We start from the raw sequence: 22,390 nt of genomic DNA, 5'->3' as shown, positions 1-22,390 counted from the left end.
AGAAATTCAAGCGGCCTTCTTAATGGCCCTAACGGCCTTAATGGTCGAGCGGCGGCCTGATGTCAGGATCGCTCTCGACCACTTCCTGCGTTGCAAGCCAGTACGGCTGACGGTCGTAATAGCTATGCATCGTCGTGCCCCATTTTGAATCGGCCATTGTCGGCCAGTGGTCCTTGTCGAAGCCAGGATCGTCCTTCAGACGCTGCGCGGTGATATCGACGTGAAAGCATTTTTCATCAGTGTCGAGCGTCAGCGCGCTCCACGGGATGGCGTGCAATGTCGCGCCCATGCCCAGGAAGCCGCCTTCGGACAGAACGGCATAGGCGATTCGTCCGCCGCGTACGTCCAGCATGATGTCGGAGATTTTGCCCACATGCTCGCCATCCGACGACATGACCTTGGTGCCGTCGAGCGTCGCCGACGCCATCACGTCCGGCCCCGGACCTTCGCCGATACCGCTGCCAATCACGTTGGCGCCGCCACGCGTATCACCTTGAGGATTGATTGAGCCCATTTGTGCCTCCTGAAAGAATGGTGCATCGAGTAAGCCGCAAGGGCCATACCTGACGTATCCACCGAGCGGTGGCCGTTTCTTCCAATGGTCTGCACAAAGCGGGATGCGTTTGAACGCTTGCCCTACGCGATAGCGGCGCATGCGCAACGTTTAATAAACCGCCTCATTCAGAGCGCAGCAAAGCCAGCAAATGCGGCGCGCCCCACATTACCCAGCACCGTGTCGTTTTGCGGCGTATGAATCCGCGCGCACAACACGTCGCGATAGTGACGCTCCAGCGGATTATTGCGGCTAAGTCCCGGATTGCTACTCGCCTCCAGCGCGAGTTCCACTGCTTCGATCGCCTGCCGGCTGACCAGATATTTGATCGACGGCGCCTCCGCTGCGCTCACCTGGCCAGCCGCGCCCGCATCCAGCAGGATGCGGTTATTGAACAGCAACGTATCGATGCGGCCCACTGTCTGCTGGAAACTGTCGAGACTCGACAGCGGCGCCTTCAGTCCAGACGGGATGCGCGAAGCGGCCCATTGCACGAACCAGTCACGCGCGGCGCGCGCGACACCGTCGTAGATTGAGGGGAGCAATACGTTCATCCAGATGCCCGTGATCGGGTCCATGCCGCTCGCCGATTCGGGAGCCTGAAGATCGACCGCATAGTCGAGCGGCACACGCACGTTCTCGAAGATGACCTCATGACTACCCGTCGCGCGCATGCCGAGATGGTTCCACGGTTCGCCGAACCGGATGCCCGGCGTATCGCGATGAACGAGCCAGGTCCCCACGCGCGGCGATGCTTCATCCGTGCGGCCCCAGACGGCGAACCAGGTGAGGCCAGGACTTCCCGTCGAATAAAGCTTGCGGCCGCTCAGTAGCCAATGATCGCCGTGACGTTGCCCAACCGTCGCAGGCAGGCCGCCACGGGACGGCGAGCCGAGTTCCGGTTCGACACGCAGCGAATTGATCAGCCCGCCGCGCTCGACCGCATCGCGCGCAATCCGCTCTTTCAATTCGACGGGCCAGTTCGGATTTGCCTGAAGGCGCAAATGATAGAGGCACTGCATGACGAAGATCAGCGCCGTCGAAGGCTCGCCGCGTGCGATTGCACGGACCACCTTCAGCGTTTGTGCCAGCGTCGCTTCGTGGCCGCCGAGCGCACGCGGCACGGTCAGCGATAGCAGGACCGCGCGCCGCAAACGCGCGAGGTTGTGATGCGGAAATTCGGGACCGCTGTCGAGCGCGGCTGCGCCTGCGGCGAATTCGCCGGTTAAGGCATTGAGCCATTCGTCTGCTTGCGGGCCGTCGAGGTCGGCGAGCGCGTGCAGTGCAACGGCGTCGCGCTCCACGTCGTCAAAGGAGGTAGCGGGGTGGCGGCTGGTCATAAGCGTGACTCGGAGAGACTGGAGCAGACGTGTGCCGACCTTATTGCCCGGCAAGCGGGAATTGCCGATCGAAACTCGGCGTCACGTCCAGATGCGTTTTGATGACATCCGCGCGTTCGTACAGATTGGCGGTCTTCTGCTGCTCGGCAATCAAACCGTCGTCGATGGCGACAGGATGTAGTTGCGCGCGCTGATACATGGTCTTCAACACGTCAGGCGGCAAGCCGGTGACCTTCGACTGCATCGCCGCCACTTCGTCGGGATGCGATAACGCCCAACGCTGTCCTGCCGCGACGCGCTTCAGGAAGTCGGCGATCTCGCTTTGCTTTGCCTTGATCGACGCTTCGGTGGCCGCCTGGAAGCTAAGGCCCGACGACAGGTTGACGCCGTTCGCAATGCTGCGGTCGTGATCGCGCTGCTCGGCCAGCGCGACATACGGGTCCCACGTGGACCATGCATCGACATTGCCCGACGCGAGCGCGGCTTTGGCGTCGGCGGGCTGCATGAAGCGCAGCGACACGTCCGACTGTTTGATGCCTGCGCGCTCCAGCGTTGCAATCGCCAGATAGTGACCAATCGAGCCGCGCGTCGTGGCGATGCGCTTGCCCTTCAGATCGGCGGCGGACCGGATCGGCGAGCCGTCGGGCACGATGATCGCGAGATCGACCGGAGCAGAGCGCGTCGCGGCCACCGCGCGCACTCTCGCGCCCGCCGCATAGGCGAAGATCAAAGGCGCGTCGCCAAGGCCGCCGACGTCGATTGCGCCTGCGTTGAGTGCTTCGCCAAGCGGCTGCGCAGCGGGGAAGTTGAACCACTCGATCTGGTAAGGCACATTCTTCAATTGCCCGGAGGCTTCCAGAACGCCGCGCGTCTGCAATTGCTGATCGCCTACCTTCAATGTCGTGCCGGCGAGCGCGGCCTGAGCCGCGCCAACGGTCAGCGCGGCGAACATCAGGCCGGAGAGAAGCCGGTGCGTGAAACGAAGGGCAGGATAGGTCATGAGATGTCGGTATGTAGAAAGCGCAGCAATGCAAAAGCACACAATACGTACGCGTCTTTTATAAGGCAAACGCATTGTTCTGCTTTCTTAAGATGCAAGTTAGAAAAGCACGGCGCGCTTGAACAGAAGCACGACAACACGCTAAGCTCGCGTCAGTGCCGTGTCGTCGCGGTCATTTCACACTCCACGCTCAACTCCACGCAAAAGCCAATCAATGAAACTCGATGACATCGAGGCCTTCGTCGCCGTCGTGCGCAGTCAGTCGCTCAGTCAGGCAGCCGACTCTCTTGCGCTGACCCAGCCGGCCGTCACGCGCCGCATCCAAAACTTCGAAGAAGCGCTCGGCGTCGAACTGCTCGACCGCAATACCAAGCCGCTGAAAACCACTGCAATGGGTCGCGCGGTCTACGATCAGTGTCGCGCGATCGTGCGTGAAGTGGACGCGCTCAGACACCTCGTTACCGACGATTCGCCGCTCGCAGGCGTGTTGCGGCTCGGCGTCGCGCAAACCGTCGCCGATGTCGCGATGCTCAAGGCACTGCACGCGCTGCGTGGCGCGCATCCTGAGTTGCAGGCGCGGGTCTCGACGGGGTGGGGCAATCCACTGCTGCAAAGAGTGGAAGACGGCGAACTGGATGCCGCGATTGTTCTACTGCCCGCCAATCGCGTATTGCCGGAAGCGCTGTCGGGCAAGATGCTGGGCGAGTTGAAAATGGCCGTGGTCGCGCGCAAGGGCACACTGAAAAAGCGTGCACATACGCTGGCCGAGTGCCAGTCGTACGGATGGGTGTTGAACCCGGACGGCTGCGGTTTTCGCGCGGGTTTGCAGCAGACGCTCGCAGCGCAGGGGCATACGCTGAAACTCAATCTGGAAACACTGGGCACGGAGTTGCAACTCGGTCTGGTGGCCGATGGTGTCGGCCTCGGGTTGGTGCCGCAGCCGCTGCTGCGCATCAGCACTCACGCCGCGCAACTCGATGTGATTCAGGTCAGCGATTTCAAGCCCGAAATCGCGGTGTGGATCGTGCGATCACGCGCACTCGGCAAGTTCGAGTCGGCGCTGCAGGTGCTTGCGGAAAGCGTCGAGCAGCGCTTCAAGGCGGCGCATCTGTCGCGAGCAGCCTGAGTGCTTGAAGCGCGAGCGGCTTCGGTGGACCGCTCGCGTTGCCCGCTGCGTCGTTAGATCACAAAGAACCCGTGCGTGCCGTCACGATCGAGTTGCGCGACGAGACCGTACTCCCACTCCAGATACGCGTTCATCGCTTCGCGTGCATTGTCGGTGCCTTCATACGGACGACGGTATCGATCGATGCGCGGCGATGCCAGGCGGTGATCGCCCGTTTCGGTGGGCAGGCCCGCTGCAATCCACGCGGTCGTGCCGCCGTCGAGCACATGCACCGGCTTGCCCGTCAACGCGGCGATTTCCGGCGCGACGTACGGTGCTAGCGCGTTGGTGCCGCACGTGACCACATAGCGCTTTGCATCGGGCAACGCGCGCAGGTCGTCGGCACCATTCGACAGGCGTGAGCGCACGAGCCAATACGCGCCGGGAACGTGCGCCTTCACATGATTCGCACTCGACGTGACGTCGATCACCAGCGTCCCGCTCGATGCGTCCGCGAGCAATACAGCGAGTTCGTCGGCACGTAGAGCCGGTGTCGCCGCTGTGGGTTCGGGCTTTAAGCCACGCCATGCGCCGCTATCGGTGAGGTCGTCAGCCGACGCTTCGTCGACGACATACACGTCGACGTTCATCTGCGCGATCCAGGATGCGGTCATATTCGCGCGCACGCCGTCGTCGTCGAACAGCACGACGCGTGCGCCGCGCACCGGCGCGAACATCTCCGTCTCCTGGACAAGCTGGCCACCTTGAGCGCCCTGAAAACCCGGCGCATGAGCGCGCTCGTATTCGGCAGGCGTGCGTACGTCGAAGCGATACGTGGTGCGTGCGGAATCCGCTGCCCATCGGGCCGCTTCGGCAAGCGTCGTGCGATGAACCCCGGCGCGGTCGGCCAGCGCCCGCGAAGCGGTGCGCGACGCGTCGAGATGAGTGTCGGCGAGACCGGCCTGCGGATCGAAACGACGCTGGCTACCGTGCTCGAGCGTTTGCCCCGCGAGCGTCCAGCCGATCGTGCCGTTGCGCAGCGCGGCGACCGGATTCGGCAAGCCCGCATTAACCAGCGACTGCGCGCCGATGATGCTGCGCGTGCGCCCCGCGCAATTGACGATCACACGCGTTGCCGGATCTGGCGCGAGCGCGCGCGCACGCAGCACCAGTTCCGCACCGGGCACGCTGACGCTGCCGGGAATGTTCATCGTCTGATATTCGTCGAAGCGACGCGCATCCAGCACCACCACGTCGTCGTCGTTCGCAAGCAGAGTGTTGACCGCCTCTGCCGACAACGACGGCGTATGCCGTTGCGCTTCGACGAATTCACCGAATGCCTTGCTCGGCACGTTCACATCGCGGAACACTTCGCCGCCCGCGCGAATCCAGCCGTCGAGTCCGCCTGCGAGTAACGCGACCTGCGTGTAGCCGAGCGACGTCAGCACGTCGGCGGCTCGCTGCGCGAAGCCTTCGCCGGCATCGAACAGAACGATCGGCACGTCGCGCCGGGGCAGTCGCGTGTACGCATCCAGTTCGATTTTCGAAAGCGGAAAATTGGCGGCGAACAGCGGATGACACTGCGCGTGTGGATCTTCTTCGCGCGTATCGAGCAGCGCGATTTCACGGCGCGCCAGCAGTGTTTGTCGCACGTCTTCGTAAGTGCGGGTCGGGTATGACGTCATGAACGGGGTTGTTCCTTGCTGAGGTCCCACAGGTTGGGGAGTGTCGGATTCGAGTAGCCGGAAATAAAGGGCTTGGGCACGCCCTCCGGTGAATAGGTCGCGCGGCGCACCGCGCCGATGTTCGCGCCATATACGTGGATGCTGATCGATGTGCGATCGTCGTAGGCATTGCGTACGCGATGGATATCGCCGATAACGGGCGACACCGCTTCGACATCGCCCGCGTCGAGACGCAGTTCGGCGCCGCTCTGCTGTAGCGAGCCGTCGGCATGACGCGTATACGGCGCGGCCAGTTCGGCGCCGCGCAGCACGCCGATGAGACCCCACACCGTATGGTCGTGAATCGGCGTCTGCTGGCCCGGTCCCCACACGAAACTCACCACGCTGAAACGCTGACGCGCATCGGCGTAAAGCAGGTATTGCTGATAGCGCTCGGGCGACGGTTGCGCGTATGCATGGGGAAGCCAGTCGTCGGTGCGGATCAACCCGTGCAACGAGGCCTTGCCGTGTTCGAGCAGCGCGCTTTCCCCGACATTCGAATCGACCAACTCCGCGATGTCGCCGATAAAGCTTCGCAGTTTATGAATGGACATCAGTCGAGAAAATCCCTTTCGGTTTCCAGCAAGCCTTCATACAGGCTGTCGAATGAATGCCGTGCGCCGTTGGCGCGGCCTATCTGCTGATGGGTCAGATCGGCCATCTCGTGCGGTATTGGCTGTGGCGTGCCTGCGGCTTCGGCAAGCAGTTGCGTGTGGCAGGCGTTCTCTAACGCGATGTACCACCACGCCGCCGCTTCCACCGACGGACCCGCCGTCAGGATGCCGTGGTTCTTCAGGATCACCGCCTTGCGTGAGCCGAGCGTGTCGGCAATCCGCGCACCCTCGCTGGTGTCGAGCACCACGCCGCGAAAATCGTCGAACAGTTCATGGTCTTCGTAGAACACGCACGAATCCTGAGTCAGCGGATCAAGCTTGCGGCCGAGCGTGGACCACGCCTTGCCGTAAAGCGAATGCGTATGCGCGGCCGCCACGATCCCGGGATGCGCTTCGTGAATCGCCGCATGAATCGCAAACGCCGCCTGATTCAGCGGACCATCGCCGATCACGATTTCACCGTGCTGATTGACGAGCAGAAGATCCGAAACCCGTATGCGGCCAAAATGCCGCCCCAGCGGATTGACCCAGAAATGATCGGTCCATTCGGGATCGCGCGCGGTAATGTGTCCAGCGAGACCTTGTGCAAAACCGTTGTGCGCAAACAGGCGAAATGCGCCTGCAAGTCGCTGCCGACGGTGAAGACGTTCCTGTTCGAGCGAACGTTGCGGCACGTTGTCGTCATCGAACCAGAACTTGCGTACGGGCGTTTCGCGAAACGTGAGGGAAGTGTGGTCGGCGGTCGGGGTGCTCATGGGGTTCTCTCGGGTCCGGTCATGCAGCGCGACGCACGCGAGAGGTCAACTCGCGGGTGGCGGGGATCAGTTCGCGGCCATAGTCGATTGCGTCGTCGAGCGGATCGAAGCCTCGAATCAGGAAAGTGGTGACGCCCAGTTCGTAGTATTCGCCGAGTGTCTGCGCGACCTGTTCGGGCGTGCCGACCAGCGCGGTCGAATTCGAGCGGCCGCCGATTTCCTTGGCCACTGCCGTCCACAGACGGTCATCCGCGCGCACGCCATCGCCCGACGCGGCGAGCAGACGCCGCGCGCCTTCGCTTTGCTGCGGAGCGCCTGTCGGCAAACCTTTCTTGGCGCGCAAACGGCGCGTCTCGTCGAGAATGTGTTCGGCGCGTTCCCAAGCGGCTTTTTCCGTCGACGCGAGGATCGGCCGGAACGACACCGAGAAGCGCACGGTGCGGCCGTGCTTGGCGGCTTCGGCGCGTACGCGGGTGACCTGCTCGAGCACCTGCTGTTTCGATTCGCCCCATAGCGCGTACACGTCGGCATGCTTGCCTGCGACTGCGAGCGCAGGTTCCGATGCACCGCCGAAATATATCGGCAGATAGGGCGTCTGTTTCGGCTTGACTTCGGAGAACGCGCGCTCGAAGCGATAGAAGCGACCCTCGTGATCGAACGGTTCTTCCTCTGTCCACACGCGACGCAGCACTTCAAGGTACTCGTCAGTGCGTGCATAGCGTTCGTCGTGACTCAGGAAGTCGCCGTCGCGCCGTTGATCCTCGTCGCTGCCTCCGGAAATAAAGTGCACCGCGAGCCGCCCGCCGGAGAAGTGATCGAGCGTGGCAAGCTGCCTGGCTGCGAGCGTCGGCGCGACAAAGCCCGGTCGATGCGCCAGCATGAAATGAACCCGTGACGTAACGCTCGCGGCATAGGCAATCGTGATCGTCGCGTCGGGGCTGGTCGAACTGTGCGGCACGAGAATGCGATCGAAGCCCGCATTCTCGTGTGCCTGGGCGAAGGCGCGCACGTAATCGGTGTCGATAGCGGGACCTTGCGGAAGATGCGTTTCCGACGTCACACGTTGCTGAATCATGCCGATGAATTCGACGCTCACGTTAGCTCCTTGCGGAAATCCGTTGGGGTGGATAGAAGAATGCTTTAGCAGATAAGCCGGAGAGTGGCCCATCAACCTGTCGCATTCAGGCTAACATCGCGTTATGCAAGGGCTAAATAGTATATTCAGCTAAAGATATCGAATGTGCATGTTAATGGAGGTGCAAGCTAGTAGCCGCGTTACACGTCCACGCGCCTGAGCTTGGTGCCTGCGCGTCACGCAACCCACACATATGACGTCGTTGGGTGCTGTCGTCGCGTTCGCTGTTTATGCATTGTCGAAGAGTCAGCGACCGCAAGCAGACGAAGCGAAGCGCAAATATACTTGCACGACCGTATCCGCGATGGAGATCAACCGATGTCCCGTCAGCTTCGCCTCGGCGCTTTCATGCGCCCCACCACGATTCACACCGGCGCATGGCGCTACCCCGGCGCCTATCCCGACGCCAACTTCAACTTCACGCACCTGAAGCGTTTCGCGCAGACGCTCGAACGTGGCCGCTTCGACGCGTTCTTCATGGCGGACCATCTCGCGGTACTCAACATGCCGCTCGACGCGCTCAGGCACAGCCACACGGTCACGTCGTTCGAGCCGCTGACCTTGCTGCCGGCACTGGCCGCAGTCACCGAACGGCTCGGGCTGGTCGCGACCGCATCGACCACGTTCGACGCGCCGTATCACGTGGCACGCCGCTTCGCGTCGCTCGATCACATTAGCGGCGGCCGGGCAGGGTGGAATCTGGTTACCACGTCGAACCCGGACGCCGCGCTCAATTTCGGCCTCGACGAGCATGTGGAACACGACGAACGTTATCGACGCGCGCGCGAGTTCTTCGACGTAGTCACCGGACTGTGGGATAGCTGGGCCGACGACGCTTTTATCCGCGACACCGCGAGTGGCGACTACTTTGATCCCGCGAAACTGCATGTGCTGAACTATAAAAGCGAGAACTTCTCGGTGCGTGGACCGTTGAATATCGCGCGGCCCGTGCAGGGCTGGCCGGTGATCGTGCAGGCAGGTTCATCGGAAGCAGGGCGGCAGATTGCGGCCGAAACTGCGGAAGTGGTGTTCACCGCCCAAAGTAATCTTGCCGACGGCCAACGCTTTTACGCCGATGTTAAAGGGCGAATGGAAAAACTCGGCCGACAGCGCGATCACATGAAGATCCTGCCGGCTGCATTCGTCGTAGTGGGCGACACGCTGGAACAGGCTCAGGAAACGCGAGCGCGGCTCGACACATATGTTCACTATGAAAGCGGCATTGCGTCGTTATCGATTGCATTGGGTCACGACGTCTCCCGTTTCGATCCGGATGGACCGTTGCCCGAGATTCCCGAAACCAACGCGAGTCGCACGGCGCGTCAACGGGTGCTCGAATGGGCGCAGCAAGACGGTCTGACGATTCGCCAGCTTGCGCAGCGCATTGGCGGTTACTCGGGGCTGGAAATGGTCGGCACGCCGGCATCGATCGCGGACCAGATGGAACAGTGGCTCGTGGGAGAAGGCTCGGATGGCTTTAACGTCATGTTCTCCCACCTTCCGGCCGGACTCGACGACTTTGTCGATAAGGTCGTGCCGGAGTTGCAGAGACGCGGCCTGTTCCGCCGCGAATATGAAGGGGCGACGCTGCGCGAGAACCTTGGCTTACCGCGGCCGGAGAACCGATTCTTTCGCCGGTAAAACACCATGACGCGGCCGTCGGAAAAAAGGTAGAGCGAAATCCCGGTCCATTGACGGACCGGGATCTTCTGCTTTAGAACAGATGCTTGATACCAGCCGATACCGCGACCTGTTTGCTGGTCGCAGACGGTGTGAGATAGCCAATCGCAGCCACGGCCGGACGTCCGAGCGAGTCGGTGCCGCTCGCATGCTGGAATGCACCGGTCACATACAGGTCCGTCGCTTTCGACAGCGAATACGCGGCGCCCAGGTTGACCTGCTCGTACTTCGCGCCTTCCTTGCCGCTCGTGCTGCCGCCTTCCGTATAGTCGAACGATGTGCCGAAGCGCAGGAACGGTGTGGCCTGATAACGCAGGCTTGCGCCCACCGTATTCAGACTCGTCGAACCGTGATATCCCAACGTATTCAACGCTGCGGTCGTCCCGAGACCACGGAACTGCGTATTCGAATAAGACACGCCGAAGATCGCGCCTCCTGCTGCATAGGTTGTCGCGACGGAAACCGTCTGCTGCGAATTGGCCGACGCAAAGCCCGCGATAGCCGGATTGGATTCGGCGGTCGTGGCCGAGCCTGCGGAGCCGAGGTTATTTCCCGTCGTGGTCGCATTCGGGTTGGTGCCGTATAGCGACACGTTCGGATTGCGCGCATTGAAGATCGACGCGCCGATCGCGAACGCTCCGCCCGTATAGTTCGCACCCAGCGACCAGTACTGGTTCTGCGTAGCATTGCCGGCCACACCGCCGAGGCTGTACAAGCCGCCGAAACGGAAGCCTCTATAAGTGTCCGACAGATACTTGAGCGTATTGTTGATACGGTGCGTGAAGTTAAGATTGTCATAGTCGGCGGGATGAATCGCGAGGTTACCCCAATACCATCCATAAATGAGCGGCGAAACGAATTCGACCGACGCGTCACCCTGGCGACCCAGCGTGAACGTACCGTATTGCGGAGCGGAGAGTCCCACATAAGCCTGCCGGCCGAATATCGCTCCGCCTTGCCCTAGCGCGCCATTGTTCACGCTGAAGCCACCCTCGATCTGGAAGATGGATTTCAGTCCACCACCCAGATCTTCAACGCCTTTCAGGCCCCAGCGGCTCGATGCCAGCCCGGACGAGCCGCTGTCGAATTGCGCAACCTGTGTGCCGCCTTTTGGCCGTCCCGAAGCGGAAGTCGCTGCAGTTTGCGCGTTGTTCACGTAAGTAACGTTGCCGGTCACGATACCGTATAGCGTGACGCTGCTTTGTGCGTTTGCAGTGCTGGCCAGCAGAGAAGAAATACTGAATGCGAAAAGTAGTTTTTTCATATTGTTTGAATCGATGTCGAGGGGCGCGTCGCGGAAGTGACTAAATGAAGAACATCTGACGATGCCGGGAGAACGATAAGCAAAAGCAATCGACGGAACAAACAATAAAAGTCGATATGGATATCGGTCATTTGTTTCCGGGAGGCGCTACAGCTTCAATAAATTGGCGATGGCATCGGACATCGACACTTATTAGTATTCCTTGGGTAATTCGCTGTCGGTTGATTGAACAGATTCGCGTGATACAGCGGCAGAAAATAGCTTTGGAAGAGGGTATGACGAAGAAGATTGGTAAGGAGAAAGCGTATGAAACTGGACGAATGTCGCGTGCTCACGACACTTTTTTGGGGGCGAGTGTTGTCAAAGAACGAGCAGGTTATCGAGAGCGTAAAAAAAAGCGACGTCGTTGCCGACACGAATATGCGGGCAACGACGTCGGCTATCTGGTGTTAGGTGACGCAATAGAGCGGCACGTATCGAGGAGTAGAAAAGCTGTTTAACGGGTAGCGCGTGTATTGCCCGCTTCATAACCCGGCGGCACGAGAAATCCGCCATAAACCTCTTCCAGCAGGGCCGCAAATGCAATCGGCGTGCGGTCTTCGAGCCACGGCCCCACGGCTTGCGCGCTGACCGGCAAGCCGTCATCGTCCAGACCGAGAGGGAAACTGGTGGCCGGCAATCCGGGCAGCACAGGCAACCCCGCCCAGTAGAAGAAGTCGAGGAAGCGCACTTCGCGCACGCCGTCTTCGAACGCTACAGGATAGGTGCGCGCGTCTTTCGGCTGCTGCTGGTTGTGGCGGAAGGCAGGTACCGGCGCGACCGGCGTCACGACTACATCGAACGATTCGAAAAGCCGTTCCCACTGATGACGCAATGCATGTCGTTGTTCATCGGCCCTGAGCCAGTCGCGATGGGCGAGCGTGGGGGCGCGCAGCCAGGCGGCGTCGGCGCTGTCGTCGTCGGGGGCGAGTGCGGCGAGGCGCTCGCGGGCCGCCTCGCTCAATGCGGGCGGCTCGGCCAGCGACGAACCCAGCAAGGTCCGGTACAGCGCATGACTGCGGGTGAGATCGGGCAACAGACCGCCGGGAAGATCGGCAGGGCGGCTCACCTGCACGCCCTGTGTGCGCAATCGCTCGACCACGCGTTCGGACACGAGGCGCTCCGATACACTTCTTTCGGTGCCAGGCCACGTATCGATCATCAGCACACGGAATCCGGCGAGGTGCGCATGACGCGCGGGCGGCAACGTTACATGCCACGCTCTATTCGTCAACGGATCGCGGTTGAGCAGCAGATCGAGTGCGAGTTCGAGGTCGCCTGCACTGCGCGCGAGCGGCCCGGCGACACTCAGATCGCGCGCGGAAAAGCGACCGCGCGGTGCACCTGCGCCGAGCAGGGATACGAGACCGTAGCTCGGTTTATGGCCATAAACGCCGGTGAAATGCGCGGGAATGCGGATCGAACCGCCGATATCGGAGCCGAGTTCCAGCGCGACATAACCCGCCGCGAGCGCCGCCGACGATCCGCCGGACGATCCACCGGGTGTGCGCTCATGATCCCAGGGATTGCGCGTCAATCCATAGACTTCGTTGTAGCTTTGCAGGTCGGAAAGCGCGAGCGGCACATTGGTTTTGCCGATGATCAACGCACCCGCGTCACGCAGAGCGCCAACCGAGAGCGAATCGCGCTCTGCGACGTTGTCAGCGAAAGCCGGATTGCCGACGCTGGTCACGAGTCCCGCCACATCGAATGATTCCTTTACCGTAATCGGCACGCCAAGTAATGGGCGTCGGTCGCCACGCGCCAATGCCGCGTCGGCATCACGGGCGGCAGCTCGCGCGGTGTCGAAATCACGCGCGACCACGGCGTTCAATTCGCCGTCGAAGCGTGTAATGCGGGCAATCGTATGTTCCAGTAATTCGACCGCTGACACGCGGCCTTCGGCCAATGCTGCGGCCTGCTCCCGCGCACTGGCAAAGGTCAGTGCATCGAGTACGGCGGACTTCGGGTCATCCAGTTCAGGTGCGCTCATGGTAGCTAGATCTCAGGTCGATGGTCAGGCTTTCGGTTCGATCCACGCGTCGGAGAAATCGCCCGCCGTCAGATCGATGCTGTTGTTCAGGTTGTGAACCCGCGAGTGATACACCTGCAACGCCGACGGCACCGTCACCAGCGGCAGCACCGGCAGGTCACGGCCGACGATCTGCTGAATCTGCCGGAACGCGGACGCGCGGCGGCCCTCGTCGGTTTCGACGGCGGCCGCTCGAAACAGGTCGTCGACTTGCTGGTTCTGATAGTGCGAAGCGTTGATCCAGATGAGCGGATGCCTGACACCGTCCGACCAGTAAATGCGCTGCACGCCAACCGTCGGATCGTAAAGACGGCCGAGGCCGTTCAGATTCAGATCGAACTCGCGAGCCGTATAGGCGCGACGCAAATAGGTCGGCAGATCGCCGTCGAGAATGCTCGCCTTGATATCGATGCGCGCGAGCGCAGCGCGCAGATAATCCGCCGCGCGCCGGAAATCCGATCCGCTGATGTAGTTGATCTTCAGCGCGAAACGCTGGCCGTCGGCCTGTTTCGGATAACCTGCCGCATCAAGCAAACGATTCGCTTCGTTCACGTCGAACGGATAGCGAAAGGTGCTGTCGTCGTAATAGCTCGACAACACGGCGGGCACTGGCGAATCGACCACGCTCGAACGTTGGTAGAAGACGTTGTCCTTGATGAAGTTGCGATCTATCGCGTGTGCAATAGCCTTGCGCACCTCGGGCTTTGCAAGCACTGGATTGTCCAGGTTGAATTCGAGGAAAGCCGCGTTGTTCAGATACGCATCGTAGCTGTCGTCGATTTTCAGATTCGGCAACTTTGCAAGACGGCTCAGATCGGCGAGGCCGACGTTGGTTGCGGCATCGACCTCACCGGTTTCGAGCGCGGCGGAAATGGACGCCTGATCGGGCACGATACGGTAGATCACATGGTCCAGATTCGGTGCGCCCGGCCGCCAGTAGTTCGGATTCCTGCGAAGGCTGACGTGACTGCCGCGCACCCATTGGTCGAAGACGAACGGGCCGGTGCCGATTGGCGCGGTGAGATTCGGGCTTGTCAGAGGATCGCTGTCGCCGTAGCGGTGTTGCGGCACGATGGGCAATTCCGCGGACGAAAGAGCCTTGATCAGATAGGGCGTCGGCTTGCCGAGCACCACGATGGCCGTCAACGGATCGGGCGTTTCGACCCGCTCGACATTGGCGAGCGTGATGCGTCCGCGCGGGCCGAGGCGTTTTTGCGTGAGGATCGAGTAGCTGACGTCGGCGGACGTGAAGCTCTCGCCATCGTGCCACTTCACGTTGGGCCGCAGTTTGAACGTGTATCGCAGACCGTCGTCACTGGTGCTCCAGGCAATGGCTAGGAGCGGTTGCGGTTTGAACTGCGCGTCGTAGCGCAACAGCCCTTCAGTAATTTTTGCGCTGATGTTACGGATCACCGTATTGGTGTCGAGCAGCGAAACCAGCGACGGCGGCTCCTGCTGGACCGCGTAGGTGAGCGTGCCGCCCTTCGCGGGCGTGGTCGCTTGCGTGCTGGCGGCTGCCGCAGTCGGGAGGTCAGCCCATGTGCCGAGTGCACCGGCGGAGAGAGCGGCCAGCGATGTCTGCATGAAACGCCGACGATCTACAGTCATGGTTAGCCTTTTAGCGCGTTTGCCGTTGTGTGTTCAGTTGCCCCGTGACGCGCAATCCGACCGAAGAACGGATGCCCCGGATCGTTGAAGCCAGGCGTTGACGGATGGCCGCTCGTCACCAGCGAATCGACGAATGCTTCGTCGTCGGCATTCAATTGATAGCGCAGCGCGGGCAGATAGTCCTGCCATTGCGCCTCGGTGCGCGGACCGGCAATCGTCGAACTGATATAGCGGCTGTTGAGCACCCACGCCAATGCGAATTGGCCCGCCGACAAACCGCGCGCCTCGGCATGTTCCCGCACGCGCCGCGCGAGTTCGATCGACTCGGGACGCCATTCGGTCTGCTGCAAGCGGCGGTCGCTACGGCCCGCGCGCGTATCGGCACCGGGTGTCGCGCCGGGTTCGTATTTGCCGGTCAGTACGCCGCGCGCGAGCGGGCTATACGAGATCACGCCGAGCCCATAGCGGTGCGCGGCAGTCAATTGCTCAGCCTCGGCCTGACGATTGGCGATGTTGTAAAGCGGCTGGCTTGCGATAGGCGCAGCGAGTCCAAGCGCCTGCGCCGTGTGGCTGAACTCCGCAATCTTCCACGCGCGATGATTCGACAGCCCGTAGTAACGCAGCTTGCCTGCGCGGATCAGATCGTCGAGTGCGCGCACCGTTTCTTCAACCGGCGTTTCGTGATCTTCGCGATGGATGTAGAGCAGGTCGATATAGTCGGTGCCGAGCCGTTTCAGGCTGGCATCGACGGCGCGCTCGATGTATTTGCGCGACGCACCTTGCGCGTTCACGTCGCCGCTTTGCAGCGGGTTCGCAAATTTTGTCGCCAGTACCCAGCGTTCGCGCTGTGCCGCGATTGCGCGGCCAACCACGCGTTCCGACTCGCCCTTGCCGTAGACGTCGGCGGTATCGATCGAATTCACGCCCTGTTCCTGCGCCTGATCGATGATGCGGGCTGCGGTCGCTTCGTCGGTGGGGCCGCCGAACATCATTGTGCCGAGCGTCAATGTCGAGACCTTGATGCCGCTGCGGCCGAGTTGTCTGTATTCCATGTCAGTCTGATTCCGTGAGATTACGAGTCGAAAAGAAAGGCTTTAGCGTTGCAACCACGTATCGGCGAAACTGCCCGATACGCCGTCGGGTCCCGTCGTATGGTCGTGTACCGCGCGCGAATAAACGGTGAGGTATTGCGGTGAAACGAGATTGATGTCGGGCAGGTCGCGCTCGATAATCCGTTGAATCTCCGAGAAGAGTTGCTTGCGTTTCGCCTCGTCGGTTTCTTCGGCGACTTGCGCGAACAGTTGATCGATCTGCGGATTGCTGTAATGCGAGCCGTTCGTGAAAGGCACGCCGCGCCGGAAATTATTGGTCGTATAAAGCCGCGCTACGCCGACCACCGGGTCGAACAGATTGCTCATGCCGTTGACCGAGAAATCGAAATCGCGGTCGGTGTAGATCCGCTTCAGATAAGCGGGCAGATCCTGGCTCCGAACAGTCACGGTAATGCCGAGCCGCGCGAGTGCCGACTTCACATAAGCAGCAGTGCGCGCCGGCAGATCACCAATCGGCAACGGGTCGAGCGTCAGCGCAAAGCGCGTGCCGTCGCTCTTACGCGGATATCCCGCTTCGTCGAGCAGCGCGTTGGCGCGCTCCACGTTGAAGGGATACGGCGTTGGCGCGGGATCGTAGTAAGGGCTTGACGGAATGATCGGGCTGGCAAGCGGCGTCGCGTAACCGTAGAAGATCACCTTGCGAATGACCTCACGGTCTAGCGCCGATGCAATCGCCTGACGCACCTTCAGATTCTTTAAAACCGGGTTGTCGAGATTGAATTCAATACGCGATACGCCGGCCTGAAATTCGTAACCGCGTGTGTCGAGTCCGAGCTTCGGATTGCCTTTCAGGCGAGCGAGGTCGGAGAGCGGTACTGGGGTGTCGCCGCTCAGATCGGCGGAGCCGTCTTCGAATGCAACGGTCCGCGCGGCCGGATCGGTGATCACCTTTACGACGATGCGGTCGAGTAGCGGCTTGCCTTTGTCCCAGTAGTCGTCGTTGCGCACATATTCGATGTAGCTGCCGCGTACCCATTTGACGAAGCGAAACGGACCGGTGCCGATCGGCGCATTGTTGGCGGGATTGGTGAGCGGGTCAGTGCCTTCGTAGATATGCTTCGGCAGAATAGGCGTTTCCGACGACGAGAACGCCTTGATCAGATACGGCGCGGGCTTCGACAGCGTGATAACGACGGTGTACGGGTCCGGGGTCGCGACCTCGGTGACGTTGGCAAAGGTCGTTTTGGCGCGCGGATGAACCTGCCTGAGCGTCTCGATCGAGTAAGCGACGTCGGCGGAAGTGAACGGCTGACCGTCCTGCCACTTCACGCCGTGGCGCAGATGAAAGACGTATTTTCGGCTGTCGTCGCTGACTTCGAACGAGGTGGCGAGCGAAGGCTTCGGCTGAAACTTGAAGTCGTATTCGAGTAGTCCTTCGACCACTTTCGGACTGACCTTCAGCACGTTGGTCGCGGTAGTCGCGAGATCGACCAGCGCGGTCGGTTCCGGCGTGACGATGAAATTGAGCGTTCCGCCGCGCGTTTGCGCCTGCGCATGCGATGCGCCGAGTGCGGCGACCAGCGAGAGCGACAAGACAAGCGCGCGATGAAAGACGCGCGCGCGGCGGCGCAGCGCCGCCTGCGTTGTGACATAAGCCATCGTAGGATTGTGTGTAAAGAAAGGGGAGATTTCAGCCGGTTCAGAGCGTGGCGGTTGCGGCGGCCTGCTGCCGTCTTGCGAGCGCGGCACGCAAGGGCGCGGGATCGACCCACGCGTCAACATCGAAATCGGAGGGAATGAAGCCCCATGTGAACAGAAAATGCTTGAAGTCAGCGAGCGCGGCGAGTGCTCGCGGATCGAGCCCGAGTGTCAATTGACGATGCAATCCGCCGGGATATGCGTGGCCTACCCAGTGCTCTGCGCTGCGTGTTTCGCGGGCAACGTAGTGCGCGACATCGCCCGGATGAGCTTGCGCCCAATCAGCGGCGTCCAGCGTGCGGGCCACGACCCGTTCAACCAGGTCGGGGCGCTCGCGCAGCAATTGCGCATCGACCGTGAGCGGACGCGGCGTGCCGTTATTTGCATGCAGCACGCGGTTGGGCTGCGCGCCGATTTCAACCAGAATCTTCGCATTGAGCAGATTCGCGATGTCGAGACCTGTCGCGCCTTTGACGAACACAACGTCGGCTTCGCCCCGCAGCAAAGCTTCTGCTTCGCGTGCGAATTCGTGCGAGCGTTGCGCGTCGAGCCAGTCCGCGAGTGATGCATCCACGGAAGGTTTGGCATCTTCCAGGCCGCGCGGTGTATGCGGCAAATCGACGAGATCGATGTCTTCGAGTTGAACGCCAATCGCGCCGAGCAGTGACGAGAAGCCCCGCAAGGCGGTCGCGCGATGAAAATCGACCACGCTTGCCCGGGTGTTCAGCGGGAAGCCGAAGCGCCGCCCCTGTAGCGCCTCTGGAGACGCATCCAGCTGACGGTCAAGGGTGATCAATGCCTGGAACTCATCGACCCAGCTCAGGCCGATCAGACGCGTTTCGCTGCCTTGGGCGCGCGCCCACAGCGCGGGGATATTGCCGCCCTGTCGAAACGACCACGGCTGCGTGTGCGTGAAATGCGAGCGGCGAATTTTCACGTCGTCGGCATCCTGCAGCGCTTTGACGTCGATGCCGTCGGCGGCGAATTCCTGTTGCAGCCAGCCCTTCTGCGCGGCAATGCCGAACGGAGTGGGAGCAGGGCAGCGCGTGTACCAGAGTCGGCTCATTGAATCACCTTGAAGTTGGAGGGTGTCGGACCCATACGGCGGCGGCTAGCGACGCCGCCATTTCGCGCATTGGCGAAACGCTCAGAAGCGCAGTCCGGCTTCGCGTAACAGCGGCAAAACGCGTTCGCCGAAGAATTCGAGGTCCGGTTGAAAATCGAAGAAGCTCAATTGCACACCGTCGATGCCCGCCTGATGCAGACGCACGATGTAATCGGCAACCTGCTGTGGCGAGCCAACTATCGAGATGTTGCCGCCCACCGCACGCGCGGCGGCCTGGTTGCGTTGCGGAGCGTTGCCGCGCCACGCATGCGCATCGCTCTCGAAGCGGTGGAAGCTACCTTCGTCACCATGCGCAACGATTGCATCGCGATAGGCGTGTGCTTCTGCTTCGGTCTCGCGGCACACCACCATCGGATTGATGAGCGTGCGGATCTGGCGCCCATGCTTCGCGGCAGCGGCTTTCACGCGTGCCGTGTGGGCGGGCAACGCGGCCAGCGCAGCTTCGATTTCGGAACCAGCGGGACTTGTGATGAACACAATGTCCGAATAACGTGCGGCGAAGTCGATACCGGCGTCCGAACCGGTTGCATTCACGAGCAGCGGACGGCCGTAATTCGGCTTCGGCGTAACGAAAGCCTTGTCGAGTTTCCAGCTTGAGAGCGGAGGTGCGAAGCTGAAGTTATCCGGCTGCGACCAGAGTTGCTGAACGGCGTCGAGAAACTCGGCCGCCAGTTCGTAGCGTCGATCGTGTTCGATGCGATGCCAGCCGAACATTTCATGCTCGACTGCACGATGACCGGTCACGACGTTGATACCCCAGCGTCCTTTCGAAATATGATCGAGCGTCGCGGTGAATTTGGCGAAGTGCAGCGGATGCCACGGTCCATAAAGCACATGACTGGTGGCGACCAGAATGATGCGCTCGGTGCGCGCCGTCATCGCAGCGAGCGACATGAATGAGTCGAGCGCCTCGCCGTTGAATACGCCGCCATAGCCGCCTTTTGGCAGCCACTGCGACAGCGCGAATACCAGATCGAAACCGAGTGCTTCCGCTTTTTGCACGAGCGCGAGGTTGTAGTCGAAGCTCCAGTCGGTGGAACGCGGCAGCGTCGAGGCGCTCCAGCCGCCCGCCTGAATCGGCAGGAACAGGCCGAGCAGAAGCGGTTGTTCGAATGCGCGCGACACGGGGCTGTCGGCGAACGTGGCAGGCGAACGAACCGGCACGAATGAAGATGCGGCCTGTGGTTGAGCGTCCAGAAGAGAGTGAGTCACAGTGAAAGTCCGTGCCGGTTAGAGTTGTCTCAGCAAGCCGACTCGACTCGCATCGACGCAGTAGATCATGTGAGTTCTGGAATGCAAACCAATCAATTCTGCTTTTCTTTTGATGCCTTCCAACACTGTATGGCCGCTGCTGTTGCAGCAACGATTTAGCGTCAATCGAAGCACTTCAGGTGTTCGATTTCCAGACGATGTCGCGCACATTCACCTTCTTCGGAATCAGGCCGAGTGCATACAGGCGGTCGGCGGTGTTCTGCTGTGCATCGAGTAGCGGCGTGCTTAGCGCGGTTACATCGAAGCTGGCGTTCTGGGTGACGAGAGCCATTACGTCGGCGGGTATGCCGGTAGCGGCGGAAAGCGCGCTGGTCACTTCGGCGGGATGCGACTTCGCCCACGCTGCGGCTTCTTTCGAGCCGTCGATATATTCACGGACCAGTTCAGGATACGCGGCAGCAAAGCCGCTATTCGCCAGCAGAAATCCCGAACTCGGCTTGATGTCTCCGGTGTAGGCGAGAACTCGCGAAGGCGTGCGCTTTTGCGCAATCGTAAAGTATGGGTCCCAGATAACCCATGCGTCGGTATCACCGCTGTCGTATGCAAAGGCAGCATCGGCCGCGCCTAGCGAAATGGAGTCAATATCGGCGAGCTTCACGCCGGCTTTTTCCAGAGCCGCCGCAATCAGATCATGCGAACTCGAGCCTTTTGCATAGCCGACTTTCTTGCCGCGCAAATCGGCGAGCGTGCGGATGCTGGAAGTGGCCTTCACCAGAATGCCTTCGCTCTTGGGCCCCGAAGGCTGCGCGGCGATGTAATCGATATGTCCGCCTGCCGCCTGTTGAAAAATGCAGCCCACGTTGCCGGAATTGCCGAACGAGATCTGACCGATGTCGAGTGCCTGCAACAGCGTGAGCCCGGATGGAAACTCCACCCAATTTACTTTTATCCCACGCGGCTCGAAGCGCTTTTCGAATACCTTGAGTTGTCTCGCCACGAGCGGAATGCCGGTTTTCTGAAAGCCGAAGCTGATCGTATCGGGCGTCGCGGCAAGAGCTTTAGATAGCGGCGCAATAAAAGTCGCGGCGGCGAGCGCGCTGCCTGCGGCGAGAAACTGACGACGTCCCGGCATGCGAGGATCTCCTGAAGAATGAGGTGAATACGTAAGCGGCGAGCGTGTAATGCAGCGCCGCTCTTAAGTTTGTCCGGTAGGCGAAGGGCGCACGCCGTTCAGATAGAAGTTGCCGACTGCCGCGTATTTCCAGCGGACCGGATCGTGCACGGTATGAACCCGTGCATTGCGCCAATGCCGGTCGAGATTGAATGAGGGATGCGTTGAGCGGGTACCCGCCAGTTCGAACAGTTTGCTGCTTGCGTCGATGGCGATTTCGGTGGTCAACGCTTTTGCTTCGGCCACCGCGATCGATGCCGCGGCAATCGTGTCCGGGCCGGGGTCGGCGAGACAATGGTCGATTTCGCGGCCTGCACGTTCCATCATCGCTTCGGACGCGTGTAGACGCGTGGTCAACTCGCCGAGTTGATGGATCACGTACGGGTCGGCTCCGATTGCCGGAATCGTGCTCGCAGACGAAGCCGCGTCGCGCTCGCGGATGAACGCGATCGTCGCGTCGAGCGCAGCCCGTGCAATGCCCGCGTCGATGCCGACGTGGCTGATCTGCGTGACCGCGTTTTGTGGCCAGTGTGCGTAGCTTTCGTGAATCGGCAGCACGTTCAAAGCGGGCACCCACACGTCATCGAAAATCACGGTGCCGCTGGCGGTGGTTTTCTGGCCGAAGCTTTGCCAATCGTCGACGATCTTCATGCCTGGATGGCCTGCGGGCACGATGGCGACCGTGCGGCGTCCCGCCTGATCCTGGCCGATGGTGGACACGTAGTCGGCGAATAGTGCGCCGGTCGAATACAGCTTGGTGCCGGACAGGCGGAAGCCTTCGCCGTCGGGTGTGATAGTCATCGCCGAGCCGCTGGGCTGTCGTCCGCCCACGTCGACATTCGCATTGCCAAAGCGGGCGCCGCGCAGAATTTCGCCGAGAAAGAAGGCTCGTTGCCGTTCGTCGCCGGTCTTCCAGATCCAGAAAACCGCGCTGTTGTGGTTTTGCTGAATTTGCGAAATGGAGGGGTCGGCCGCGGCGAGCAACGCGAATACCCGGCCGACCGTCGCGTACGACACCTGTGCGCCGCCGTATTCTTTCGGCACGGTCATCGCCCACAGTCCCGCGCTCGAACAGGCATTCAATTCGTCAAAGGGAAGAATGCGTTCGCTGTCGCGGCGCGCGGCGTCGGTGGCAAAGTTCTGCGCGAGATCACGCGCGATCCGCAACGCTTCATCGTCTGACGCAATGATGTGGGCTGGTGCATAGACCCGTGGTGTCGTTCGGGCGGTCGCCGCGAACGCGAGGTTTGAAACTTGGGCGGTCATCGACGGCTCCGGGGCA

The 22,390-nt window shown here is 61.2% G+C and carries 19 protein-coding genes; 3 read left to right on the top strand and 16 right to left on the bottom strand.

Going from position 1 to position 22,390, the window contains the following annotated elements; translation table 11 throughout:
* Positions 1 to 37 precede the first annotated feature (37 nt).
* From BLS41_RS30500 to BLS41_RS30490, 3 genes are all read right to left on the bottom strand, one after another.
* A complete protein-coding gene (locus BLS41_RS30500) occupies positions 38 to 514 on the bottom strand; it encodes a PRC-barrel domain-containing protein (protein WP_074771440.1) in 477 nt (158 codons plus the stop codon).
* 167 nt (positions 515 to 681) lie between these two features.
* The gene (locus BLS41_RS30495; RefSeq protein ID WP_074771439.1) at positions 682 to 1,893 is read right to left on the bottom strand and encodes an acyl-CoA dehydrogenase family protein; all 1,212 of its coding nucleotides are present in this window, start codon (positions 1,891 to 1,893) and stop codon (positions 682 to 684) included.
* 40 nt (positions 1,894 to 1,933) lie between these two features.
* On the bottom strand, positions 1,934 to 2,845 hold the full coding sequence (locus BLS41_RS30490; RefSeq protein WP_253189892.1) for an ABC transporter substrate-binding protein: 912 nt from the start codon (positions 2,843 to 2,845) through the stop codon (positions 1,934 to 1,936).
* A gap of 262 nt (positions 2,846 to 3,107) precedes the next feature.
* Here BLS41_RS30490 and BLS41_RS30485 point away from each other — a divergent pair, with 262 nt between their 5' ends.
* Positions 3,108 to 4,019 carry a LysR family transcriptional regulator gene (locus BLS41_RS30485; RefSeq protein ID WP_074771437.1) on the top strand — a complete coding sequence of 304 codons (912 nt, stop codon included), beginning with the start codon at positions 3,108 to 3,110 and terminating at the stop codon, positions 4,017 to 4,019.
* A gap of 53 nt (positions 4,020 to 4,072) precedes the next feature.
* Here BLS41_RS30485 and BLS41_RS30480 read toward each other — a convergent pair whose 3' ends face one another.
* From BLS41_RS30480 to BLS41_RS30465, 4 genes are read right to left on the bottom strand one after another with little or no spacing between them, the layout of a single operon-like run.
* Positions 4,073 to 5,683 (bottom strand): rhodanese-related sulfurtransferase, encoded by a 1,611-nt coding sequence (locus BLS41_RS30480; protein ID WP_074771436.1) that lies wholly within the window; start codon positions 5,681 to 5,683, stop codon positions 4,073 to 4,075.
* Positions 5,680 to 6,276, bottom strand: coding sequence for a cysteine dioxygenase family protein (locus BLS41_RS30475; protein WP_074771435.1), 597 nt, complete (start codon positions 6,274 to 6,276; stop codon positions 5,680 to 5,682). The genes BLS41_RS30480 and BLS41_RS30475 overlap by 4 nt, the downstream gene beginning before the upstream one ends.
* A complete protein-coding gene (locus BLS41_RS30470) occupies positions 6,276 to 7,091 on the bottom strand; it encodes a class II aldolase/adducin family protein (protein WP_074771434.1) in 816 nt (271 codons plus the stop codon). The genes BLS41_RS30475 and BLS41_RS30470 overlap by 1 nt, the downstream gene beginning before the upstream one ends.
* Before the next feature lie 19 nt (positions 7,092 to 7,110).
* Positions 7,111 to 8,187, bottom strand: coding sequence for an LLM class flavin-dependent oxidoreductase (locus tag BLS41_RS30465; RefSeq protein WP_074771433.1), 1,077 nt, complete (start codon positions 8,185 to 8,187; stop codon positions 7,111 to 7,113).
* 357 nt (positions 8,188 to 8,544) lie between these two features.
* Between BLS41_RS30465 and BLS41_RS30460 the strand changes: the two genes are divergently transcribed.
* Complete coding sequence (locus BLS41_RS30460) at positions 8,545 to 9,867, top strand: LLM class flavin-dependent oxidoreductase (protein ID WP_074771432.1); 1,323 nt, start codon at positions 8,545 to 8,547, stop codon at positions 9,865 to 9,867.
* 73 nt (positions 9,868 to 9,940) lie between these two features.
* On the opposite strand, the gene BLS41_RS30455 is transcribed toward BLS41_RS30460, so the two are convergent.
* Entirely contained in the window at positions 9,941 to 11,170 is a 1,230-nt protein-coding gene (locus BLS41_RS30455) for a porin (RefSeq protein WP_074771431.1), read from the bottom strand.
* A 306-nt stretch (positions 11,171 to 11,476) separates the two neighbouring features.
* On the opposite strand from BLS41_RS30455, the gene BLS41_RS39225 reads away from it, so the two are divergent.
* The gene (locus BLS41_RS39225) at positions 11,477 to 11,623 is read left to right on the top strand and encodes a hypothetical protein (protein WP_171910351.1); all 147 of its coding nucleotides are present in this window, start codon (positions 11,477 to 11,479) and stop codon (positions 11,621 to 11,623) included.
* 43 nt (positions 11,624 to 11,666) lie between these two features.
* Here the strand turns inward: BLS41_RS39225 and BLS41_RS30450 are convergent, their stop codons facing one another.
* The 8 genes from BLS41_RS30450 to BLS41_RS30415 form a co-directional block, all read right to left on the bottom strand.
* Positions 11,667 to 13,202: an amidase gene (locus tag BLS41_RS30450; protein ID WP_074771430.1), complete on the bottom strand. Its 1,536-nt coding sequence runs from the start codon at positions 13,200 to 13,202 to the stop codon at positions 11,667 to 11,669.
* Positions 13,203 to 13,226: 24 nt separating this feature from the next.
* Positions 13,227 to 14,849, bottom strand: a complete 1,623-nt coding sequence (locus tag BLS41_RS30445) for an ABC transporter substrate-binding protein (protein ID WP_074771429.1) — start codon at positions 14,847 to 14,849, stop codon at positions 13,227 to 13,229.
* Positions 14,850 to 14,851: 2 nt separating this feature from the next.
* A complete protein-coding gene (locus BLS41_RS30440) occupies positions 14,852 to 15,901 on the bottom strand; it encodes an aldo/keto reductase (protein WP_074771428.1) in 1,050 nt (349 codons plus the stop codon).
* Positions 15,902 to 15,943: 42 nt separating this feature from the next.
* Entirely contained in the window at positions 15,944 to 17,560 is a 1,617-nt protein-coding gene (locus tag BLS41_RS30435) for an ABC transporter substrate-binding protein (RefSeq protein ID WP_074771427.1), read from the bottom strand.
* Between the two features lie 40 nt (positions 17,561 to 17,600).
* Positions 17,601 to 18,665: an ABC transporter substrate-binding protein gene (locus tag BLS41_RS30430; protein WP_074771426.1), complete on the bottom strand. Its 1,065-nt coding sequence runs from the start codon at positions 18,663 to 18,665 to the stop codon at positions 17,601 to 17,603.
* An 81-nt stretch (positions 18,666 to 18,746) separates the two neighbouring features.
* Positions 18,747 to 19,937 carry an LLM class flavin-dependent oxidoreductase gene (locus BLS41_RS30425; RefSeq protein ID WP_074771425.1) on the bottom strand — a complete coding sequence of 397 codons (1,191 nt, stop codon included), beginning with the start codon at positions 19,935 to 19,937 and terminating at the stop codon, positions 18,747 to 18,749.
* Positions 19,938 to 20,112: 175 nt separating this feature from the next.
* Positions 20,113 to 21,069: an aliphatic sulfonate ABC transporter substrate-binding protein gene (locus BLS41_RS30420; protein ID WP_074771424.1), complete on the bottom strand. Its 957-nt coding sequence runs from the start codon at positions 21,067 to 21,069 to the stop codon at positions 20,113 to 20,115.
* A gap of 63 nt (positions 21,070 to 21,132) precedes the next feature.
* A complete protein-coding gene (locus BLS41_RS30415) occupies positions 21,133 to 22,374 on the bottom strand; it encodes an SfnB family sulfur acquisition oxidoreductase (RefSeq protein WP_074771423.1) in 1,242 nt (413 codons plus the stop codon).
* Positions 22,375 to 22,390 lie beyond the last annotated feature (16 nt).

The organism is Paraburkholderia fungorum, assembly GCF_900099835.1.
In the GTDB taxonomy this organism is placed as follows: Bacteria; Pseudomonadota; Gammaproteobacteria; order Burkholderiales; family Burkholderiaceae; genus Paraburkholderia; species Paraburkholderia fungorum_A.
Note: the sequence above shows the minus strand (reverse complement) of the source record. Positions and strands in the feature narration are given on the sequence as shown.